Origin of the sequence: Flavobacterium zepuense, assembly GCF_007097145.1 — a bacterium.
In the GTDB taxonomy this organism is placed as follows: Bacteria; Bacteroidota; Bacteroidia; order Flavobacteriales; family Flavobacteriaceae; genus Flavobacterium; species Flavobacterium zepuense.
Map to the genome: position 1 here is coordinate 317316 of NZ_VJVZ01000004.1, position 23363 is coordinate 340678.

A 23363-nucleotide genomic window follows, 5' to 3' on the forward strand; every position below is an offset into this window, starting at 1 on the left:
GCTTTAATTATTTTCCGGTGGGGCAATTTGCATAATTCCCACTGCGCTGCACGCTTCAAAAGACTGAATGGTTAACACAGGGCATTGCACATCATAATCGCGGTACATAATGTTCCTGTTAATATCCCTGTTTTTCCAGGCTATAGATGCATTCCTGCGAATCCACGGTAAGTATTGTGTTTGGTTGCCATCGTTTACCAGATCCATTAAATACCTTGCAAAAATAGCTTTTAACACGCCCTGCTCGTTCCAGTCGCCCTCAGCAGGAAGGATACCATCTTCATCAGACATTACATTTTTGGTGTAATCTGCGGCCAATATGGCATCATCAAGATAGGATTGGTTACCGGTTTGTTTGTAAAGTGCCATAGCCGCCCCAATACAGGTTCCCTGGTTATAGGTATAGTCCGAAAAACCTGCGTTATCGCCTATTTTGTTATCCGCTACACGGCCATCTGAGTGTTGAAATAAATTATCCTGAGACCATTCGTATATCTCTATTGCTTTTGCTAAATATTCTTCATCACCGGTTATTTCATATAACTTCATGGCTGCAATTACTGTTGGGTAATTGATGCATGCATTTTTTCCTGAATGTGCAAAATCCCAAAACATACCGCCATCCACAGGGTCATAAGAGCCATTCCAAACATGGTTAAAGCCAGCAATTGAATTTTGAAGATACGCCTCGTTATGAGTAAGCTCGTACGCTCGGCCTAACGAAATTACCCACCACATGATATCATCATAAATAAACCATTCAACAGTATTATTGTAATTAAACCCATCATACTCGTTGTAAGCCCCTTGGTAAATATCGCCTACCAAGGCAAGGTATTTAGGATCGTTGGTACGCTTATAGGCATCCATAGAAATATCCCAGAAAATTGCCTGTGTCCATATAGAGCCAAGCCCTCCTTTCTCGGTTGTGCTGTAATACAATTTAGCCTCAGGGTTATAAAACTGAAAGTTAAAAGCATCGTAAGCTACCGTTGCATCGGCAGATGTATAAGGTGTAACATTGCTGTTATCCGGATCCCAAAACGCTGGCCCTGTAGGGTCGTCATCACTACATGAGGCAAAAAAAGCACCTAATACAAACAGGTAAATTATTTTAAAGTTTTTCATGTCTTATTTTTTTATTGATTGTGCCGACTTCCATTTTAAAAGTGGTAAGAAATACCCCCCTACTACAGATCGTGCCGTAAAGTTCATTTTATTTGCAGTTACGGTATTGTGCCAGTCGCTCAATGCCATCCTGTTGCTTGTTTCGTTGGCGTAATCCCACATTGGGTTAATCAGGGCATCAAAATCTTTTTTGTTATCAGTTAATGATGCCGTCCATATAACCCAGTCTGATTTTGTATAATTCTCGCGGCTGTCTAAGGGCAAACCATATTTGTTTTGCTTGGTTAGGTAATAGGCAATTTCAGTTTTCATTACGCTTTCAGGAAAAACATTCAGGTTTAAGATCCTGTCCCATGCCAGGTTGTATTTTTGGCTCCAGGTTCCTTTACTTTGAAAAGCTAATGAGTAATGGTCTCCATCTTTTGCAAGCTCCATCCATTTAACCGCCATTTCTTTTGAAGCATCAATAAACTCTTTCTCGGTCTTTTTATCGCCTAACATCCCGGCGAGTTTTCCATAAGCCGCTAATGCCTCAATTGCTTTTACCGATAAGTTGGCGTTTCGGGCTAAATGTCCTGCAAAATCATCTGTAGATAACTGATTGCCCGGATCAAAACCGCTCTTCTTTAAATAATTTACCCATTCGGTCAGGGTAGCCCAGTGCTTTTTGGCATAATCGGCGTTGCCCTCCTGCTGTGCAATTGCAGCCACAACAATAATGGCATTACCGGCTTCTTCTACCGGCATGTCTTCTCCGTAGGTTTGCCCGGTAGCAATAGGGTATGTTCCTAAATCATGCGCCGGGAAAGGCTTTTTCCACTTACCGCTTTCGCTGTAGTAAAAAATTCCGTTTAACATGCCTTCCATCAATTTAGGATTATAAAGAAGGAAAAGGGGTGCCGACGGATAGGTAAGGTCTACCGTATTGATAGAGCCGTTACTATGGTTTTCTTTAGAAAGAAATAAAATTTCCCCGTTTGGCGCCTGAGTGATTGAATGTGCAGCAATGGCCTGCCTGTAGGCTAAAATGCATAGATCGGCATATTTTTTACCACCCGCTTTAGTAGCATCTGATTTTAACTGCGCATCAAACGCATCGGTTTTTTGGAGTACTTTTTTGTAATCGGTGTTTGCTTCGCTAAGTGCCTGCTCAATTGTGGCTCCGTCTTTTTTCCACCATGGCTTTAAGTTGGTTCCAAAATAGTTTACAGCAAACAATTCGTCATAACCCATTAAAAAAACCTGTTGTGTTTCTTTTTTACCAACAGTACCTAAATCAACAATAGTGTTTAAATATAAGTTGGTACCTTTTTGGTTATCTACCTTAGAGCCCTCTGTATTTTTAAGGAATGGCTCAAAACCTTTGTTAGCAGCAGAGATGTATTGTTTTACATTTTTAGAATTTGGCGTTGCTACATAAGCATAACCCCAGTCGATACGAACATCATCGCCTTTCTTTTGCAAAACTGGCTGCTCTGTAGTACCGGCCTTTAATATGGCTAAATTATTTTGGCTATAGCGCCAGGCTTCCACTTCCTGTGCGGGAGTATTAACCGCAAGTGAACCTGACGCCCCCAAATATACCTGTACCTTGTGTTCTTTACCATCTTTAGCACTTACTGCCACCCAGATATACGATACCGGCCTGCTTAACAATTTAAGATCATCCATTAAAAGCGGTGAGGTAAACGTTACTTTAAGCTGTGCTTTTCCGCAATCAAACGTATATTTTGTACTGGTAGCCTCTAAGGTTACGCCAGTTTGTTTTGCCTCAAGAATGTTTACGCTTTTCATTGAAGCATCTTCGGTTACCAAACCTGCATCCAGCCACTGGCCTCCCGCAGTGTTTTCTATATGAACGGCAAGTACATTGTTTTTAGCTTTTAACTTTGCTATGATTGCTTTATCTATAGCAATGTATTTGTACTCGTGTTTCCATCCTTTAAAATCATATATTTTTTCACCGTTCAGGTACACCTCAACATCATCATCATGGCGAAGCTTAAGATATAATTTATCGAAATTTTTATCTGCCAGGTCAAAGGTTCTCCTTGTCCATAAGTTTTTAGATTTCCAGCTTGTTTTTGCGTTAGCATCATCTGTAAAAGGTGCTTTGCCTGATTTCCACGCAGCATCATTAAAATCAGCGTTGTTCCAGTTACCTGACGGACGCTCCTCGGTATATTTTACCGTGTAATTTTCTTCATCGGCAGTGGGCATAACTGTTTTATACGTTGTAGATTCCACACCGAGAAAACGGTATACCTCATTGTCTACTTTAATCAACCCTGTGAGCGATTGTTCTGTTGCAGTCCAGTGCTGCGTGGCGACACCGTTAAGCTCATTCCCTGCCGACCATACACTCTGATAAGGCGTATGCGTTATTAACGGGTATGCAGGAGCCCTTAACTCCTGGGCATTGATATTGATAACGGCAAAAGCGGCAGCCAAAATCGACATATATATTTTCATAATTGCTTTTGTAATTTAAATTCAATAATTTTTTAGTGGATGCAGATCATTAAGAATGGTATTCCGAAACGACTTCGGAATACCTATCAATAACCTAACTCAAACAAAATCTAACATTTATTCTAAAATATAATACAGCCTCCACTCGCTTATCTGGATGGCATCGCTACCATAATTTGCGGTGATGTTTATCCTGTAATATTTGTAAACTGTTTCAATGTCTACTTCAAAATCCCTGGTTTGGTTCCTGCCGGTAAATACCTCGTTTGTCCTTGTATCTAAAGAGGTCCAGGTGGTACCGTCGTTAGAGCCTAACAATTCCCAGTTTTTAGGGTCGCGCTCCGGGGCATCGTTACCCGATGTAAAGTTGTATTTGTTTACTACGGCAGCCTCTGTTAAGTCCTGCTGCATCCAGAAGTTTATATTATTAGTATCTAAACCACCTACTAAAAATTTAGAAAACAGGTCGTTGTCAATTAGTTTTAATGATCCTTCAGCTCCTTCCGGCCCATTACCGTTATCTGCACTTACAGTTATGGTGGCGCCAAGGGTAAGGTCTGTAATATAAACCACAGGCTCAAACGGATAATTTAGTGTTGGGAAATCAGCACGCGCAGTTATTAACTGATCCTGCCATTCGTCGTTCCAGCCAAAAGCTTCTGTAGCAAGTGGCAATAAGTCTTCGCCGGTTGCACCGCTAAAAAAGTGTACAAATTCGCCCATGTTCATATCATGGCTAAAAGAATTACCGGTAGTTGGGTAATATTGTGCTACGATCCTAAAGAAATTACCAAATGCCTGGCCACCGCCATAATTGCTGTAAATAGGATAATACCAGTCCCTGAACCAATAGGTATTTTCTCTTGGGAAGTTAGCCGTAGCGGTATTGTACTGCCCAAAAATACGGTCGGCATCTGCCTGCATTTGCTGAGAGGCATACGCATCGTATAAAAATATCTGGGAAAAAGTATCGCCCCAAACGTCACCCGCCGCAGAGCCGCTTATACCGTTTGAAGATGTTTCAACTATCTTACTAACCGATAACAGTATATTATCGGTATTGGTACCGCTCATTTCATATCCGTTAAAGCCGATATCAAATAAGTTCCTGTTTTCGCTTTGGCTATCAAAAGCCGTTGCTACATAAGGTGCCGGGCTTGAGGTATGAAAAACAGCATATAACCTGTTCTCTATACCAAACATTCCGTACACATCATTAGCATGCTCTGTTGTTTTTGATAGAAACTCAAAAGGCCATTCTAAAGGTCTTGCAACATCATCTGAGTAATAAACGGCAACATTATTATCAAAATACTGACGAAATAGCTCATTGTTATGCCCCGCCCAGCTTTCGATAATATTTCTGGGTGGCGATCCCGCAGGATCTGAATTTACTATGGCATCGGGCAGCCCGCCTGTATCTGCAGGATCATCATCGCTGCAAGAACAAATTAAACTTGTAACAAAAATTAATGATAGGGTTTTTAAAATATTTGTTGTCATGGGTTTACGTATTAAGATTAGTTTAAAGGATATTTACTGGTAAAAAATTGTCTCGACACAATTTTTTACCATCCAGGGTTTTGTATTAAACTTCTGTTAGTATTCAATTCTGCCTGTGGTATTGGCCATAAATAATGCCTCTGATTAAACGTTCTTTGCTCAAAAACCTCACGGCTATAAAAATTATTTTCATCGGTAGCATTAATATCCATACCATGAAAAGCGCCTCCAAATTTCTGTACAGCCTCTTTCCAGCGGCGAACATCAAAATACCTTACGTTTTCAAAAGCAAGCTCTACCCTGCGCTCTTTATGAACGGCATCGCGCATTTGCGCCTGACCTGTAGGGGCAGGTAAATCTGCCGAGCCATATTCCGGAACACCGGCACGCTCCCTTATTTTATTCAGGTATAGTAAAATATCCGGATTACCGGGGTCTGACTCATTTAAGGCCTCTACATAATCCATATAAATTTCGGCAAGGCGCAACATCGGTATGCTCCTGTTTGTATTGTTCTTATTACCCGTAATCATGGTTTTACGCACTACATAGCCTGTTGGGGTATAATCGTTTGCCCCTACTGCCCTGCCGGAATTGCCATAGTACCATGTTGCGGTAATAATATTACCAAAGTCGCGGTTTAGCCAAAGGCTTTGGTTATAGGTTACACCCACATAAAATCGTGGCTCCCTGTTTGCCCACTGGTTATAGGTATTCCTTTCGGTATAATCAAAAGGGGCCCTAAAGTTTGAGAAACCATCTTCCTGGTAGCCTGAGGCAGGATCATCTATAGACCTTCCGTTAGCCGTAAAATAGGCATCTACCATTTCCTGCGTTACCGCAAGGCCGCCTGCACCGTGTACCTCATCAGGATAGCCTGAATGATAAGGTGTAACATCATAATGATATGAAATACCCCCACGCGGACGCGCATAGATCATTTCTTTATTCCAGTCTACCAGCATTACATCGCGGGTTGACAGGTACGGATTGTAAGACCCATCGGTATTATATACTTTGTACAGGTCGTAAGTGCCGGGTACATACTCATCTATAAATGCTTTTGCAGCCTGGGCAGCTAATTGCCATTTACTTAGATCTACACTTTGCGATATAAAGTTTTGGCCACTCTCATTTACAAAAGAGCTGTAATCCTGGTTGCCATTAAAAAGTGGGCTTGCATTTAGCAGCAACACTTTTTCTTTAATTGCCAGGGCAAAAGGCCTGCTCATCCTGCCGGCGTTATCGTCCTGAAACGATACCGTTGTTAGTGCGGCAGCACCGGTATTAAGTTCGCTTACAATATAATCAACACATTCCTGCATTGTATTTCTGTGCAAATTAAGCACTTCAAGATCGGCATCAGCAGGAACAGGTGTTTCTCCCATAAGGACAGTTGGACCATAAATCCTTACCAGGTTGTAGTAAAAATAAGCCCTTAGTATCCTTGCTTCGGCAATGTACTGGCTGGTCCTGTCGTCTGTACAGTTTGTACAGCTGCCTATATTTTCAATCAGCGTAGAACAATCTCTTATGCCTCCATAAAAGTTAGCCCATTGGTCGCTTACTTCGCCACTATTGGCATTCCAGTCGCCAATATCCATAAAGTTGCCAAAATGGAACGACACCCAGTACTCGGCCTCATCTGATGCTCCTAACCAAGGGCCGGAGTGCGAATTGGTATCGCGCTGATCGAGCTCACTTGGCACGCGTGAATAAATATTAGCGAGGTATTTTTCAACAGTACTTCTTTGAGAAAAAGTTTCCTCGAAAGTCAAACGGTCATCAGGAACCTGATCCAGATAATCATCATTACAGGAAAAAAGCATAAGCCCCGTAACTATTAATATCAATTTTTTCATGACTTGTTTATTTTAAATATTACTATTAGTATTAATTAGTATTGTATGTTAAGGCCTACCGAGATTGTTGTTATATTAGGGTAAGCCCTTCCGTTACCGCTGTTTAACTCAGGATCCCACATATCAAACTTTGAGAACGTTAATAAATTTACACCCCTTGCATAAAAGCGTACATTCTGGATCTTTAACCTGTTAGAAAATTCAGTAGGAAGGCTATAGCCTATCTCAGCTGTTTTTAGCCTTAAGAAGTTAACACTTCTTAACCACCATGAACTTACCTGTGTATTGTTATTTTGGCCAATACCCGAATCTCCGTAGGATAACCTTGGGTACATGGCATTAGGGTTATCGCTCTCGGGTGTCCAACGGTCTATAGCTGCGGTATATAAATTACCTATACCCCCACCGCCTACAAAGGGATGGACTGACTGGCCGCTTAACATAATATCAGCATCTGATTGCCCTTGGAAAAACAGGCTCAAATCAAAATGCTTGTATTCTGCCGTAAGGCCAAAACCGTAGGTAAAGGCAGGTACATCTCCCACACCAATTTGCTTTTGGTCATACGAGTCTATCTTACCATCGCCAGTAAGGTCGGTGTATTTGATATCCCCGGGCATTATCTGTCCAAATTGTGTTGGGTACTGGCTACCATCGGCAGGCGAAATAAAACCATCTTTGTTTACGTCATCAGCAAGTGTGTACAAACGTTCGGCAACATATCCAAAACGGGAATTTATTGGGGTTCCTCTCCTATCCAAGTCATAAAGCTGCAGAGGAGCACCGTTTTCTATAATCTTGTTTTTGTTGTATGTAAATGTTCCGCGCAGGGAAAGTTTAAGATTATTGATATCCTTGGTATAATTCACACTTCCGTCAAAACCTTTATTTTCAGTAACTCCCACATTTCCAAAAGGGGCGGCAGCAAGGCCTATGTAAATTGGCACATCGCCTTTGCTTAAGAAAGCGCCCGATGTACGTTCTTTAAATAGATCGAAAATTATTTTCAGGCTGTTATCAAAAGCATTTACCTCGATACCAAGATCCTGCTTTCTCGATGTAGACCAGGTAACATTAGACCCGTAATAGGTTTCGCGTATACCGGGTGTATATTGAGGGTCTTCGCCAAAATCAAAGCCCGGCTGATTGTCTTCCACACGGCTTAAATAAGCAAAACGCCCGGCACCTGATGCAGCCCCTACCTTACCATCAGAATATCTTATTTTTAAGTAATCGATAGTCCCTTTTAAAGGAGCAAAAAATGATTCGTTAGAAATAAGCCAGCCTCCGGCAAATGATGGGAAAAACCCGTACCTGTTGTTTGGTGCAAAATTTTCAGACCCGTTGTAGCCCGCATTAACCTCTACAAAGTAACGATCGTTATAACCGTAGGTAACACGGCCTGCAAGACCCTGGTTCCTGTAAGGGATAGATGCCGTGAAATCGTTTGCGAAAGCATCTACATAATCAGTACGGTTAAACAATAGCAATCCGCCAACGGCGTGCTTATCAAAAGTACGGTTATAGTTAAACGATGTTTCAAGATAAACCCTCCTGTTACCACCGTTAGACCTGCTGTACCCCAAATAATCGGTACCTGCATAGGTTTCATTCAGGATAAGTTCGCCATCCTGGCTATACGGATTGTTCTGGTCTACAATATAAGTGCTTGGCCTTTTGCCCCTGTTAACGTTTTGCTCGTTATAAGCATCAAAAGAAAACATCCCGGTCCAGCTTAAGCCCTGTGTAAATACATCTAAATTTTGGGTAACCCTTAAGTTAGAATTTATCTGGTTTTTAGTATTTACCTTATACCCTCTTAATGCTACCTGCGCATACGGGTTAAATACCGATGTTGGGCCAAGGCCCGGAATAAAACCACCCGGATATAGAACGGGATAATCTACCGGCGAAGCCTCAAGAGCTGCACCGTACACCCCATCCGACCCCACTTCAGGATACGTAGCATCCGAAAGGTAGCCACGCACACCCAGTGTCATGCTCGTAGTCTTGGTAACATCTATATTTAAATTTGAGGTAAAATTGTAGCGTTTGTAGCGTGTGTCCGAATCATATTTCTCTGTATCACTCGTTTTAAACAATCCTTTCTCATCATAATAACCTAAGGAAACGTAATATTTTGCTGCTTCAGAACCTCCGCTAACGTTTACCGTTGCCTGGCGGTTCCTTGCAAATTTATCGTAAACCGCATCAAGCCAGTCTACATCAGGATAACGTAGCGGGTCATATTTAGAAGCGGTACGCTGTATTGTTTCTTCCGAATATTTAGCCTGTTGACCCCTTGTTGTTAAGGCCTCATTGGCAAGGCGCATGTAAGTAACACCATCAACCAGATCGGGCACTTTTGTAAAAGATGTTACACCTTCATTGTAATCGATCATAATTTGTGGCTTACCTATCTTACCTTTTCTGGTTTCGATAAGGATTACACCATTAGCACCACGGATACCGTATACTGCCGTGGCCGAAGCATCTTTTAAAATTGAGAATGATGCAATATCAAGTGGGTTAAGATCGTCTATGGTACGTTCTACCCCATCAACCAGGATCAACGGGCTTGAGCTCCCGAAGGTAGAAATACCACGAATCCATAAATCGGCACTGTTGCCTCCGGGAAGCCCCGAACGCTGCACCCCTGTTAAGCCTGATATCCTACCGGCCAGCATTGTACTAACACTTGCAACCGGTTGTTTAAGCTCATCTACATTTAAAGTAGACTGGGCACCAACAACGCTTAATTTCTTCTGTGTTCCATATCCTACTACAACAACCTCATCAAGTGATATCTCGTCGCTTAATAATTGGACATTCATAACTATGTTATCGCCAATTTGATTTTCGACCGTTTTAAAGCCCTGGTATGTAAATGACAGCACAGCCGTTTTTGAACTTGCGGCAATAGTAAAATTTCCGTCAATATCGGTTTGGGTTCCTGTGTTAGTGCCCTTTTCATAAATTGACACGCCCGGTACAGGCAAATTATCAGAATCGACAACTTTACCCGTAACGATAACCGGGTCCTGCTGAAATTTCTCTGCAGCAGAAAGTGTATTAATCATACAGGATGACAGGATTAAATACATAAGAGCGAGCTTTTTTAACTTCAGCATATCGCTGAGTTTAAAAAGAAAGTCGCCTTTTATGTCAAGAAAAGCCTTTAAGTAATCTTTTGTTTTCATAAATGTTTGGGTGATATGGGTTAACTGCGGGAACAAACATACTAAAACGATTTAGTAAAAAAAAATAAAATTTCCATATGATTATTTTTTTACACTTTTTTTACTATATTCATTATTTATACAAGAAAAATGTACTGAATTTAAAACATTTAGCCGTTTTAGGCTTAAATATTATCTGTTAAGGTGTAAAATACAGAAATGAGTGATAACTCTAAATGTTGGTAAGAAACAGATAGATTAATTTGATGTGAGTCCTTTATTTTACTTGGATAGCATGAAATTTAAGATAGCTTTGCATGGCAACTATCCGACATTTTGATTATGCATTGTATATTAGTGATAATAGCAAAACTGAACACGTAAGTTGAGTTTTTAGACATTCGTGTTGCAACTTCAGATTTTTAGTTGTGATAAATTATCGTAGGCTTTTCTAAAAATAATGATATGGAATGCTGCTGCTTTTTAGTTTGACTAAAATGAAAACGAAACGAAAAAACAGGATAGTAAAATTTTGCGATTTTTAGCGAATCTCGAAGTCCGAAAGTGAAATATCAAGCACATTTTAACCTTTTCAATATCCTTTAACAACGCTTAAACTATTTTTCAAAGACTGAATATTACACCAATCCTTTTTCAAATGCTACCCTTACCAATCCGGCGCTGTTTTTAACTCCCAGTTTTTGAAAGAGGTTGCTCCTGTGCGACTCTACAGTTTTTGTACTTAAAAAAATAGCATTTGCAATTTCCTCTGTAGTGTATTCTTTTATAATAAGATTAAGTATTTCCTGCTCCCTGGAGGTAAGCTTTGGTATAAATGATGCATCGCTTGCTTCACCAAGAGATTCGTTGAGCAAAATAGTTGTAATGCTGGCAGATAGGTACCGTTTGCCTTCCATAACAGTTTTAATGGCAAGTATAAGCTCAGGCTTACCTGTATTTTTAAGCAGGTAGCCCATTGCTCCATTTTTCATCATTTGTTTTATGAATGATGTCTCGTCAAAGTTAGTAAGCGCTATTATTTTTAACTCCGGGAATTTTTTAAGCAGCACCTTGCAGGCATCTATGCCACTACCATCGGGCAGGTTTATGTCCAGTAAAAGTACTTGTGTACTCTCATCCAGCCCGGCAAGTAAATCATTAATAGTTGTAAAAGATTTTGATATACATATGTCCTTTTCTGCCCGTAGCAATGTTTTTATACCCTCAATTACTATAGTATGGTCGTCAGTTATTGCTATTTGTATCATTTACAGCTTGTTTAAATCAATAAGTATTAAAAAAGAAGTGCCGTTTGAAGAACTGCTTATGTCAAGATCGGCATTAAGCACCTGAACCCTTGAGCGGATGTTTTTAAGTCCCAGTCCTTGTACAACTGTTTTTGGATCGAATCCCACACCATTATCTTCTACTGTAATACTAAGCTCTGCCTCATGAAAATTGAGCTGTACAAGAGCATTTGTTGCCTGGGCATGTTTTATAATATTATTGATGATTTCCTGTATAATCCTGTAAATTGTAGTCTCCGCAGTTTGCTTAAGGGGCTTTGGCATTCCAAAATACTGAAAATCAATTCGGGTAGCATTAACAGCACTTGTTTTTATACAGTACTGCTTAACCGATTCTACAAGCCCGAAATCAATTATAGACGCAGGCATAAGGTCGTGCGATATGTTTCTTACCTGTGTGCAGGCATGGTCTATCATTTCAATAATTTTTTGTAAATCTTTTTTCTCGCCCGGCATTATTCCATACTCCTCAATGCCGGATATTCGGTATTTTATGGCCGAAAGATCGCCGTTAATGCCATCATGCAGCTCCTGCGCTATGCGCTTGCGTTCTTTTTCCTGGCCGTCCAACAATGCTTCCAGTTGCATTATTTCCTGTTTTTGCTGCAGGGATAAAATTTCTTTGTCTTTAATTTTTTGCCTTTGGCGAAAACTAAGCCATACACCTGCTGAAAGCAGAATAAGAAGACCCATGCCTGCCAGCGAATATACAAACCGGTTCCTGTTACTAAGCACCTCTACTTCTTTCTTTTTAAGGAGTATTTGCTGGCCTGCTATGGCATTGTCTTTCTTCTCTGATTCAAACTGGTTTTGGTAAAGCGATATCTGCTTTAGGTAGTCAGCGCTTACAACAGAGTCTTTAATGGCAATGCTTTGCTGCAGGGAATTATAGGCGAGCCGGTAATTGCCCATAGCTTTGTGTATTTTAGCCAGCTGGTTATAGCTACGGTAGCCTATTTCCCTGGCTTTAATTTGTTTTGCAAGGCGTGCTGACTTTTCTGCATAGTTAAGAGCTTCTTTATAGTTACCCGTTTCCAAATACAGGCCGCTTATAATATGGAACAGGTCGTTTTTTTGAAACAGGTCATTTTGCACCTCTGATAGTTTCAGCGCTTTTGCATAATGATTTAAAGCGGCAGGATACTGTTTTATATATTTATAATATTCGGCAAAATTCCGTTCGGCAAAAAACTGTATACGCTTACTACTATCTATTTTTGACAGGGCCTGAGTTTTTTTAAAATAGGGTAACGCTTCAGCCGGCTTGTCCTGCCCTAAGAGGGTAATGCCTACATCGCCATAAAGGAGTGCCTTTTGTTCTGTTTGGGCTGCGCCAACATAATTTAAAGCTTTTTTAAGGTACAGGAGCTCCATCCTGAGGTCCTTAATATTGTCATACATGGTTGAAAGGTTTTGGTAGCTTTGGCTTAATGCAGCGCTGTCATTAATTATCTCAAAAATGGTTATGCCTTTCAGGTAATACGTAATAGCACCCTTATAATCTCCCCTAAACTGAGAATTGTTTGCCAGGTTATTATAAGTAAGCCCTTCGCCCCGTTTGTAACCTGCCTTTATACTGTAGGGCAGCGATTTTTTAAAAAAATAAAGGGCCGAATCATAATTGCCATTATCACTATGCACCAGTCCACTGTATTGTAATGCCTTAAAAGTACCAATATGATAACCATCGTTAACGCTTCGCCTGTAAGCCTGGTTATAAATTTCGAGTGCCTTCTTTGGTGCAGATGCCTCATTCTCATAAGCCTTATCCAGTAACAAATTTATGTTCACCGAATCTTTTTGGGCATTTACGCCCGTAAAGACAAGAATGACAAAACAACAAATAATGTACTGCCTGTTTAGGAAAGCCATGTGTAGTATTGGTTACGGTTACCCCGGTTTAAGCCCACGGGAGCAATTACTATTTTTAACTTGTTACAATGCACTAAGTTAAGCAAGATTATTGTAAGATAAACAGGGCATGGTAGTTGCTTATAGTTTTATGAGACGTTTTGTAACGCTGCCCTCATTGCTTTTTATAAAAAAGAAGTATACCCCGGCGCTTAATTTGCTTACATCTACAACCTGCCTATTGGAGGTAATGTTCTTGTGGCTTATTATCCTGCCTTTAGCATCTGTAATAGTAAGCGATACCGCACCCGTAAATTGCGCAAACAAAAGTGTTACCTGCCCTGCTGCCGGGTTAGGATAAATACTCATGGTAGTGGCTGTATCTTGCGAGCCAGTTGTTAAAAGCACAAAATCTGTTGAAGCTTCCTCAGTATTCATGCAGCCTGTAGGCATGGTGTATTCAACTGTATAAATTCCGGTTGCAGTTGCTGTAATTACCTCATCATTTTCGCCTTCAAGGGCAATACCATCAAGAAACCATTGTATGATGCCTGAAAATTCCGGCATAGCAGTTAATTCATTTCCTGTAACAGTTATAGAGGGCTGTGGGGCTGTATCGGGTTCAAGTGTAAATTTACCAAGGTAAAAACCGTTGTTGGTGTCCGGCTCCCGGCAGCTGAATACTGCTGTACCGGAACCAGAACCGGTATCTATCCTGCCGCCCACAAAATAAGTACCGTCGTTATCAGATGCAAGGCATTGTGCCCTGTAGGTATCATCGCCACCAAAGGCAAAGGCGCTTACAAAATTGCCTTCATAATCTATTTTGGCAACAAAACAGTTGTTTACCCCGCCATCAAGAACTACTTCGCCAAACTCACCGGTGGTTGCACCGGTACTAAACTGGCCGGTAATGAACAAACCATTTTCATCAGATACTTTAATAATATCCCATGGGTGCACTGTGCCGCCCACAGGCTTTAGCCACACACCATTACCTGCACCATCTATTTTTGCAACACCGTTTGTAGATGTACTTCCTATAGGATTTGTAATGGTATCCGGCCCTACGGTAGCCTCTGTAGCTACCTGTACAGTGGCATAAACATTATCATTTGCAATGGCAACAGGTACGGTATTCATATCCGGGTCGCGATAGCCGTCAAAATAGTGTACCCATACAATTTCAAGATTTGGGGTGCAGCGCATAAATAGTATAGGCATGGTTACAAAGGTGCTGCTCGTGGGTGCCAACACTGTATCGCCATAAGTTACTGTACCGCGCGATAGGGCTGCGAAAAGCAGGTCGCCGTTACTAAATGTACCTGCGCCATTAAAGCACAAGCCTGTAGACGAGGTAATGGAGGTGTATGCATCGGCCGTAAGAGTTTCTGATATAGTGCCTGATGTGTCCATTTTACCTATTGATACTGCCCCTGTTTGAAAGTAAATAAACCCATTGGCATATTCCATCATAGAGGATGCCGGCCAGTTTCCAAAGCTTAACGGCGCCGGTACCGCCCATACCAACTCGCCTGTTGGAGACAGCTTAAATACATAATTGCGGTTTACCACCGCAGGTATCACCTCATCGTTGATTTTTATCACATTGTTGTCGCCATTGGCACCTAAAAAGTATAGATTGTCATCATCATCCACCTCCAGGTTAAGGGGCGTGATGTAGCCTATTGGCTTCATGTAAATGGGCGCACCGGCCGAATTAAATTTGTAAAGAAAGGTGCAGCCAGAATTGTCAAAAGGCGCTGCCGTTTGATCCTGGCATTGTTGCGGGGCATTACCAATATCCATAGTGTAAAGGTTACCCTGAGAGTCGCGCACAATATCTACAGTGCCAATGTAGCTGTTAGCCACACCCACAAACCCGCCCGTTGATACCCAGTCAAACAATTGAGCATAGCTTTGCGTACACATAACTGTAAAAAGGACCAAGAATGTAATTTTTGATTTCATGCTGAAGAAAGTTTAAAGTTTATATTGCTAATTTATTGACAATAAATACTTTACACATCAGCAGAAACTTTGATATTTAGAACTCAGGGTTTACCCTTAGTAGCAACTTCATACTAACTTTTTCTATATCTGCTCTATGTTTATGGGTTACGCTATGCTCCATGCAAACTGCGCTTAATTGAAATTCAGATTTTTAAGTACGGTTATTATGCTTTACCAAAAGTTAACCCAAAACTTGCTGTTAGCATAATTCAATTATTTTAAAATTAATAAAATTAGAATTATAGCGTGTGTAAACCAGGTCATTAAGTAGGTTTACATGTTGATATTCAATACTTTAAACCCTTTTTTGTGACACACTTTAAAAAATGTTTTGTGCCACGAATTACCACCTAAACTTTGGGAATTTTTGCAAATTTTGATAGACAGGGGTAAAATAAAAAAACCTGCAACTTCGTAAAGTGCAGGTTTTCTATAATTTAACTAACTTTATAATGACATAAAGCTGAATTGTGGTGGGCTGTCAGGGATCACAGTCGAACACCTTGTGCCGATTTTGACTCTATTTAATGAATTTTAAAACATTTAATCAATTGATTTACATGTATTTATGCACTTATATTTATTACATCACTGTTTATACTTTGTAATATCATATCAATTATTTTTTATAGTTCTCGTTTTGATTACCATTAAAATTAGGTCTAAATATTTGACAATTAGGGTGTTAGGGTTCTATCGAACACAGTTTTTTTAGCCCGGATTTAGCTTTTTTAAATCTGATAACGCAGAAACTAAGCCTACTATGCGCTATCAGTTTGACAAGTACGAAAGTGTCAAGCTTAAAAGCAACTTACCATGGTCTTTTAGCGGTATTCATTGTCAACATTTAGAAAAAGAAGCTTAATATTGTGCTCATTCTTTAATAGTTAGAAAACTCTAAAATTTGATAATCCGTATTTTCTCTTGTAAATTTTAAATTATTCGATTCATAAAATTCATTTATGAACTCGCTAAATTGTTGTTTTGTTGTAGAAATATCCTTGTTGTTATATGCTAATTGGAATATATTATCAAGTTGTGTAGATAATCTATAATCTCCATTAATTTTTTCACCGCTGTGCCATGCGATATTCGTTCCTGCCTTTGAGTAAGAATAATAATGTTCAGATGTAGTAACATTTTCATGAGGTGGTATTGAAATATGACCCCTTAAAAATGGCATCAAACCAATTTGCTTTTTCATGCTTCTCGAAAAAAGTATTTCATCTCTGTAGTAAAATGGATTGTAACCAAATAATCTCTCCACCATCGAAATTTCTAGTGAATGATTATATTCATCAATCAAAAGGGTTAGAGGAGCAACATAAAATGCGAATTGGTGAGGAGGTTTATGGAATGACTTTAAAATGTTATGTTGAAATTCTGAAGCATTTTTTGCTTTGGAAGTGGCTTTAAGCCTTGCGAGGCCTTAAATTGTAAATATATTGGAACAAATCTGTTGAATAATTTATCTGCTCCGGTTAATTGCTCATTAACCGATTTTAATTGAAATCTTTTTGACCAAAAAGGAGTTATAAAGCCTAAATATGAGGCAACATCAGCTTCAATTTGATCTTCAGATAGCTCACTATCCTTATATAATTTATAATTTTTATTCATTGCGCCTTAAGTAATTATTTTTAGTAATATGCTTTATAATCAGTCAGATAGGCTCTGCAACCGGTTCTGCTAGTCAATTTCGGTAAGGATTATTTCCTCTTCTTCATCTATTGTATCACTTGTTGGAGGTTCAAAATGTCTGTTTATACCCCAAGTGTCAATAATCCAACTTGTCAGATTCTCTCGTCTCTTCTCTAAGTTTATGGCTGTCCAATCATCAAATTCTGCAATCTTCCTTTCTTGTCTAATGTCGGAGTTAGAATAAGAATAACCTAAACCCGCAACTCCCTTTTTTCTCTCAAATTCAAAATTACTGTATCGTGAATTGTCCTTTGTTAGCACTAAGTTGGAAATATCGTGTATAAACTTCTTTCGTTCTTGCTCTGACCATTTAGAAAACCAATTTGATTTCAAATCAGGATTTTGTGGCAATATATGCTCGATTGTAGAATCCGTCAAGTCTTCCCAATTCAATTTCGGCCTATTTTTACCTTTTAATAAAAAGAGTTCATACTCATAAAGAGTATATTTCAGTAATCGTCTGTGGTGATACCACTCAAAGAAATCTTCTATTAAAGATTTTCTGAAATTGTTTTCAGGTGAATACCAATTAATAGTTCCATATATCCATTCAGTTACTGACTGGATGGAAAACTTTGATGAAAATATATCATCTGCCCAACGATAGAATTTTGAAAGCCCTGCATTACTTCTTTTTCCTTCCCAAAGAAATACCCGATATGAGAAAGTTTCAAGTGACTTCAAAAGTTGAATGTATTCGTCATTTAAAGTTTCATTATTTTCGCGTTTAATTCTGGAAGCGATCAGTAATGGAAGATAATTAGCAATGTTCCCTGCATTGTTGATTTTAAATAGTAGATTTAGTTCGCTTTCATTAAAAGAACTATTATGAGGTTTAATAATTGCTGAATAATGTTTAGAAATTAATGCAAGACCGTCCACAAACTGAAGAAGAAAACTCTTTACTTCATCTTTGCTTCTAATCGAAAAATCTCTAAGAGGGATCACTTCATCTGACTTAAAGCCTCTGTAACCATCCCAGTTTTTTGGGGTGTAGTTTACGAATAAAGTCCAAGCAATACGTAAACATTGACTTTCACTGCCCTTACATTTAGCAATATTTACATAGACCTCTTTCCAAGTTTTATTTATAATTTTAGTAAAATCTTCTTTTTCTGATATTTCAGGAATGTTTCTATAGACCCAATACATCAAGTAGTTTTTTAGTAACTCCATAGAAGACAAATCTTTTCCTCTTGAATTCATTAGTTCAAAAGTCATCCCAATTTCACTTTCGACCTCAATAGGATAAAATGAAAAATTTAATTTTCTTATAATTGCATCAAACAGATCTCTTAAATATTCTACGCCATTTTCGGCTCTTTCTTCTAATTGTTCTTCAATATGATTTTTCAAAAAGCAATATGCATCGTAAATTCTATTTTGATGAATTGAATTGGGTTCAACATTGCTAACACCTTTAGACAACAAATCGAAATAAAAATCGGCAGTATCATTGTTAAGCCTTAGTTTGCTTTTGCTTCCTGAATATAGATAGATTGGAATTTCTGATATAAAGTCTTCTAAGCCAATTTTAATAAGCTCTTTTAGTATAATTGATAAGTAAATGCTACAAGTTGTTAATCTTTGTTGCCCGTCAACGATGTCAACTAACTCAAGCTTTTTTGTACCATAGTTTTCAGTTGGTTTATGAATTGGCTGATAGATAACAATAGTTCCAGTATAATGACTGATTATGTTGTCATCAATTAATGCATCAATATCTTGTACAAAATCTTTCCATTGTTTAGTCTCCCAAGCATAGCCCCTTTGATAATCAGGAATTTGAAAAATTTTCCCTTCTAAAATGTTTGACAATGTTTTTTTCTCCATGTAATTTATTCACTTAAAAATGGTTAATATTGTAAAGCGCCCTTCGAGTTGATAAGTTATTTATATTGCTCCCTCTCCATAAACTTCAATGAAGTTGATATTAACCTGTATACCAATCTATAGGAGCTAAGTAAAAAAAGCAAAAGGGGGCAATCAAGTTAGATCTATACATAATACTTTAAAGTTTCTAATTACTGCTTGCGTCTAGCGTAAATAGCATTAGCAGACTCCGCAGATAAAAATAAAATGTTTGATTCATCTACCTTTTCCGGCCAGTCAAAATCTTTCACGTTATCTAAATAAATTTCAATATCGACCTCTTGGTCGATATCCAAGTTACGATATTGGGATAAGGTTGTTAGTCCTCTAAAAGTATCGCTATCTGTTACAATAAATGCTAAAGGGAAATATTTAATCATGTGCGCGAACGTGCAGACAGAGAAATTGCCCGGAACAACTGGCAGTGCAAAGTCACGCATAATTACTGTTGTATCATAAGGAAAGAACCAATAGTGGATGTGTAAATCTTCGGGAATTGATTGATTGACTAAGAGTAGCATTTCTCTCATATTCTTATCAGTCACAACTTCGTCAATATGCATCTTTGCTGATAGTAGATGAGCTAATACCGCTTTCATCAATCTAACAGGTTTAGTCCTAATCTTTACAGGATTTGCTACCCAAGTTGGATTATCAGGTTGTATTATATTTATAAGGCTTCTATTAAGTTGATTTAGTACCGGATCAAATTCGCTGCCAATCTTAGAATTACAATCAACACAAATCGTCCTATATTTTACACCGTTCTGACTAACCCAACCATTTTGCTTACCAGCGGTATAAAACTCATATAAATTATTTACCTCGACACTGGTTAAATTTATTCCACCTTTAGGAGGTACATGATCCCATGAAAGTGGTTTCATTTCTCTACATATATTGCAAATATCTATTTTGCTTCTTTTCTTCTTAAACTCTGTACTCACTTTAATCTCGCTATTTTTAGGTTATATTGATATACAATAAAAGTATTGGCTTTCATAGTAATTTTAATTCTCTTCGATGTAGTATAATCCTTGAAGTTCATTTACAGATTAACTATGGTCATCGTTATTTTTCCGTATTGAAAACGGTAAGATAAGCCCGTCTCTTATCTATGTGAAGCATATTGCCGATACCTTAGTGAAGACATCAAGCATTTTCTTGTTTTTCAGTAAGGTATGGTTTGTTTTGGGGGCTAAACATACAAATTATTTCTTTCGATTTTGTACGTAAAACACGTAAAAAAGAAAGACAGGTAAAACTACCTGTTTTTGACCTTAGAAATGAATTATTCCCTTCTATAAAATCTTTTCAAATTTAATGCTTGGTAATAATCTTTTTTATTTGTTCTATAGCAATGGATAAACCTAACGCAATTGACCCTTTTCGCCGATTTAGAATTGATCCCTATTTTACTTGGTATACAATTGATTAATAACCTAATTAAAATTGGTAGGGAGGGGCAATGTAATTAATTTATCCACTTAAGTACTTTGAATTTGATCTAAAAGATCTATTTATATAGTGTTAGGGGCTGCGTCGAACACTTAGCCTCATCACTACTTATTACTAATTATTTTGCATACCTGTAAAAATAACTTTGCCCCTTTCATTTAGCCCGTATATTGGCTGTTTTATTTACTAATTTTGATGAGGAATTTACTATTTCTGCGAAAAAAATAATGTAAATCTATTCCAAGCAAAAATTTCAGATACGAAGTTTGATATGGAAAGAAAATAAAGTGGTGGTAACAGTTAGCATGCCCTTTACTTGTTTTTCCAATGGAGCAGTTTTCTGCCTCGAAAACCTTATCTTAGCGAAAAGACAGCAGTTTCCTTTTTCCGAAACTAAGCGTGGCTATGTAACGTTATGTCGAACCCATAGTCTGAATATTCAAAATAGTTGGCAACATATGACCAAAACAAATACAATAATTGACTTAGCATCTAAGATTTCTTCAGAGATTGAAGATTTTCAAATGATTCGCGGTGCAGGAGCCGGAAATTTTGCAACAAATAGCTTTATGAAAACTCTGCGGTCTCACGCCATTGAAATCTTAAGCATAGACTATAGTGAAAAACGTGTTTCTGGAAAAAATTCCTTCGCTGTTGATTTTTATATTCCAGAAGAAAAAACGATAATAGAAGTAGCATTAGGCCTGCCTAATACTGCAAGTGAATTCGAGAAAGATATTCTTAAAGCGATAATGGCAAAAGAATTGAATACGGAAATTGAAAAGCTAATATTTATCTCAAGAGCAGGTGCAAAAAAGAAATGTTTGCAACCTGGCAGAACAGCGATTCGGGAATGGGCCAAAATTGTACACAACTTAGATATCGAAATATTTGAACTTCCCGGTGAGGCCCGAATTCGTAAGAAATCATTAATAAAGAATACGTGAAAGAATACCCACATATCTTTTATCCAACGACTGTAGCTGTAGATAAAAACTTAATCGACTTTAAAAATTACAAGACCGGGTTTTCCGAAAGCTTTTTTGAGCACAAATTAGAACGATATTTTAAAAATCACATTTTAAAAAATGTTGTAATAGATGACGGGAGAAAATATCCGTATCAGCCGGATTATATTTTCTATTATGAAGAATACAATTTGTATATAGATATAGAAATTGATGAACCATATGCCCTTAGCAATAAAAAGCCAATACACTTAAATGACGATAAACGAAATGATTACTTTTTAGATAAAGGCTGGGGCGTTATTCGATTTGCGGAAATACAAGTTACAAAATATCCTGAATTGTGCTGCAAAATCATCTCAGAGTACATTAGAAATATTACTGATGAAAATATCTGGATCGAAGGATTTCACGAACTTAAAAGCCTTGAAACTATTGCAGCCTGGAATTTCGATGATGCAAATGAAATGGCCTCTAAATCATATCGGCAAACTTATTTACAATTTCTAAAAAAAATTGATGAAAAACACCCGAGTGTGAGTATAATAGCTGACGGCATTTACTTAAATCAACAGATATTGGAAACGAAAGTTGTTTTAGCGGAAGTCGAAGAAATTGAAAGATTTAATGAGTCAGCAAAAATATCAGTTTTCTTAAAATTGCTTTTACCATCTATAGGGCATTTCAAGCTATCCGAAAATGAAAATGATAAAGTCTATATTGAACTTACAATCTACATTTCGAGGTATCATAGCTTTTATAGTTTTTCTTTTGATAGCGACTTTATTGAAATAGGAAGGTTTGTATTTAACATTTACTATGTAAGAACGCAAGAAATTATTTGCTTTGAAATTTTCGAGAAGATTATAGATGAAAGTTTAAAGCAGGTTATTTTGATTGCAGATGATCCAGCCTATCCGCCATTTTTGGATGACAAGAATAGGAACGAGTTTATTTTGGTGAGAAATTATTACGATACTTTTATGCCCGGCGATTTTAGCTATATTAACATTGATGGTCCGATCGAGCATTCGTTGGAGATTGTATATAAAAATGAATAAATGCGGAAAGAAATAATTCTTTTCAGAGCAGCGCTTAAAAATTAAATTATAGTAATTGATAATAATATTATCAACGTTACACTTCAAAACAAACTGACAAATGTCTGAAGCTAAAAACTTAGATTGGAAAACATACGAATCAATCACGAAATATATCTATGAAACTTTAGGTAAGCAACACGGTGTTACCGTAAAAGGACATGGAAGCAGCTGTACCGTTAAGGGCAATTCCGGAACAAGTCATCAAATTGACGTATTAACTACGCATTCGGATGGCATTCATTCTTATGAAACCGCCATTGAATGCAAACACTGGAAAGAAAAAGTAAACAAGGACATTGTAATGAAATTGTCGGCAATTTTGGAAGATACCGGCATTAACAAAGGTGTTATTGTTTCTAAAAGCGGCTTTACGCCCGATGGTATTGCACTTGCTAAATTTAAGAACATAGGATTAGTAGAGTTAAGGGAAGCTGTTGACAATGATTTTAAAGATAATTCGCGGGAATTGGAGATTGGACAACTCGAAATCCGTATGAAGATAGTGGCACGACGGCCCGAAATTTTGAGCGTGGTTACAGATGGAGGAGACCTGCTAGATGCACAGGATTATTTCGACTTTTTAGATTATGGCATTAGATCGGAAAATGGTGATCATGTTCACCTAATACAATTTGTAGATGCATTTCGTTTAGAAATAAGCCGGATAGACAAGGAACTTGAATTGATTACGAAACGCTACGATTTTCCCAACGGTACTTTATATAACAGAAAAACACAGTCATCTATTAAAATTGAACACTTAATCTTCACCGGCCAACTTAGGGACAGTGATGAAAGCAAAAATATTAAGTTTACGTTGGTTGACCAGGTGTGGTTGATTATGAAATCTCTTTTTGAAGAACGGATCTTTAGTTTTTCGGAAAGTGGTTTAATCATCGAAAATAAGAAATAGCAATGCTGGGGTAACATACACTTAATATCAAAA

The 23363-nt window shown here is 38.2% G+C and carries 15 protein-coding genes; 3 read left to right on the forward strand and 12 right to left on the reverse strand.

What is annotated here, in order from left to right; all coding sequences use genetic code 11:
• Positions 1 to 3: 3 nt before the first annotated feature.
• From FMM05_RS08530 to FMM05_RS08585, 12 genes are all read right to left on the reverse strand, one after another.
• Entirely contained in the window at positions 4 to 1128 is a 1125-nt protein-coding gene (locus FMM05_RS08530; RefSeq protein WP_143372919.1) for a glycoside hydrolase family 76 protein, read from the reverse strand.
• A 3-nt stretch (positions 1129 to 1131) separates the two neighbouring features.
• On the reverse strand, positions 1132 to 3600 hold the full coding sequence (locus tag FMM05_RS08535) for a glutaminase family protein (protein WP_143372920.1): 2469 nt from the start codon (positions 3598 to 3600) through the stop codon (positions 1132 to 1134).
• Between the two features lie 117 nt (positions 3601 to 3717).
• Positions 3718 to 5103: a discoidin domain-containing protein gene (locus tag FMM05_RS08540; protein ID WP_143372921.1), complete on the reverse strand. Its 1386-nt coding sequence runs from the start codon at positions 5101 to 5103 to the stop codon at positions 3718 to 3720.
• A 65-nt stretch (positions 5104 to 5168) separates the two neighbouring features.
• Entirely contained in the window at positions 5169 to 6965 is a 1797-nt protein-coding gene (locus FMM05_RS08545) for a RagB/SusD family nutrient uptake outer membrane protein (protein WP_143372922.1), read from the reverse strand.
• A 35-nt stretch (positions 6966 to 7000) separates the two neighbouring features.
• Positions 7001 to 10165, reverse strand: a complete 3165-nt coding sequence (locus tag FMM05_RS08550; RefSeq protein WP_143372923.1) for a SusC/RagA family TonB-linked outer membrane protein — start codon at positions 10163 to 10165, stop codon at positions 7001 to 7003.
• 617 nt (positions 10166 to 10782) lie between these two features.
• The gene (locus FMM05_RS08555) at positions 10783 to 11412 is read right to left on the reverse strand and encodes a response regulator (RefSeq protein ID WP_143372924.1); all 630 of its coding nucleotides are present in this window, start codon (positions 11410 to 11412) and stop codon (positions 10783 to 10785) included.
• Positions 11413 to 13323 carry a tetratricopeptide repeat-containing sensor histidine kinase gene (locus FMM05_RS08560; RefSeq protein WP_143372925.1) on the reverse strand — a complete coding sequence of 637 codons (1911 nt, stop codon included), beginning with the start codon at positions 13321 to 13323 and terminating at the stop codon, positions 11413 to 11415. It lies immediately after the preceding gene.
• A 120-nt stretch (positions 13324 to 13443) separates the two neighbouring features.
• Positions 13444 to 15273, reverse strand: a complete 1830-nt coding sequence (locus FMM05_RS08565) for a T9SS type A sorting domain-containing protein (protein WP_143372926.1) — start codon at positions 15271 to 15273, stop codon at positions 13444 to 13446.
• 922 nt (positions 15274 to 16195) lie between these two features.
• A complete protein-coding gene (locus FMM05_RS08570; RefSeq protein WP_143372927.1) occupies positions 16196 to 16519 on the reverse strand; it encodes a hypothetical protein in 324 nt (107 codons plus the stop codon).
• A 158-nt stretch (positions 16520 to 16677) separates the two neighbouring features.
• A complete protein-coding gene (locus FMM05_RS08575) occupies positions 16678 to 16935 on the reverse strand; it encodes a hypothetical protein (protein WP_143372928.1) in 258 nt (85 codons plus the stop codon).
• Between the two features lie 69 nt (positions 16936 to 17004).
• Entirely contained in the window at positions 17005 to 18849 is a 1845-nt protein-coding gene (locus tag FMM05_RS08580) for a DUF262 domain-containing protein (protein WP_143372929.1), read from the reverse strand.
• A 191-nt stretch (positions 18850 to 19040) separates the two neighbouring features.
• Complete coding sequence (locus FMM05_RS08585; RefSeq protein WP_143372930.1) at positions 19041 to 19775, reverse strand: hypothetical protein; 735 nt, start codon at positions 19773 to 19775, stop codon at positions 19041 to 19043.
• Between the two features lie 837 nt (positions 19776 to 20612).
• On the opposite strand from FMM05_RS08585, the gene FMM05_RS08590 reads away from it, so the two are divergent.
• From FMM05_RS08590 to FMM05_RS08600, 3 genes are all read left to right on the forward strand, one after another.
• Positions 20613 to 21293, forward strand: a complete 681-nt coding sequence (locus tag FMM05_RS08590; protein ID WP_143372931.1) for a hypothetical protein — start codon at positions 20613 to 20615, stop codon at positions 21291 to 21293.
• Entirely contained in the window at positions 21290 to 22375 is a 1086-nt protein-coding gene (locus FMM05_RS08595) for a hypothetical protein (protein WP_143372932.1), read from the forward strand. The genes FMM05_RS08590 and FMM05_RS08595 overlap by 4 nt, the downstream gene beginning before the upstream one ends.
• 100 nt (positions 22376 to 22475) lie before the next feature.
• A complete protein-coding gene (locus FMM05_RS08600; RefSeq protein ID WP_143372934.1) occupies positions 22476 to 23330 on the forward strand; it encodes a restriction endonuclease in 855 nt (284 codons plus the stop codon).
• Positions 23331 to 23363: the final 33 nt, after the last annotated feature.

Coding starts and splice junctions, on each gene's coding strand:
- FMM05_RS08600 (WP_143372934.1), top strand. CDS start 22,476: ATGTCTGAAGCTAAAAACTTAGATTGGAAAACATACGAATCAATCACG.
- FMM05_RS08585 (WP_143372930.1), bottom strand. CDS start 19,775: ATGAAACCACTTTCATGGGATCATGTACCTCCTAAAGGTGGAATAAAT.
- FMM05_RS08545 (WP_143372922.1), bottom strand. CDS start 6,965: ATGAAAAAATTGATATTAATAGTTACGGGGCTTATGCTTTTTTCCTGT.
- FMM05_RS08560 (WP_143372925.1), bottom strand. CDS start 13,323: ATGGCTTTCCTAAACAGGCAGTACATTATTTGTTGTTTTGTCATTCTT.
- FMM05_RS08565 (WP_143372926.1), bottom strand. CDS start 15,273: ATGAAATCAAAAATTACATTCTTGGTCCTTTTTACAGTTATGTGTACG.
- FMM05_RS08540 (WP_143372921.1), bottom strand. CDS start 5,103: ATGACAACAAATATTTTAAAAACCCTATCATTAATTTTTGTTACAAGT.
- FMM05_RS08555 (WP_143372924.1), bottom strand. CDS start 11,412: ATGATACAAATAGCAATAACTGACGACCATACTATAGTAATTGAGGGT.
- FMM05_RS08550 (WP_143372923.1), bottom strand. CDS start 10,165: ATGAAAACAAAAGATTACTTAAAGGCTTTTCTTGACATAAAAGGCGAC.
- FMM05_RS08575 (WP_143372928.1), bottom strand. CDS start 16,935: ATGAATAAAAATTATAAATTATATAAGGATAGTGAGCTATCTGAAGAT.
- FMM05_RS08530 (WP_143372919.1), bottom strand. CDS start 1,128: ATGAAAAACTTTAAAATAATTTACCTGTTTGTATTAGGTGCTTTTTTT.
- FMM05_RS08535 (WP_143372920.1), bottom strand. CDS start 3,600: ATGAAAATATATATGTCGATTTTGGCTGCCGCTTTTGCCGTTATCAAT.
- FMM05_RS08580 (WP_143372929.1), bottom strand. CDS start 18,849: ATGGAGAAAAAAACATTGTCAAACATTTTAGAAGGGAAAATTTTTCAA.
- FMM05_RS08570 (WP_143372927.1), bottom strand. CDS start 16,519: ATGAAAAAGCAAATTGGTTTGATGCCATTTTTAAGGGGTCATATTTCA.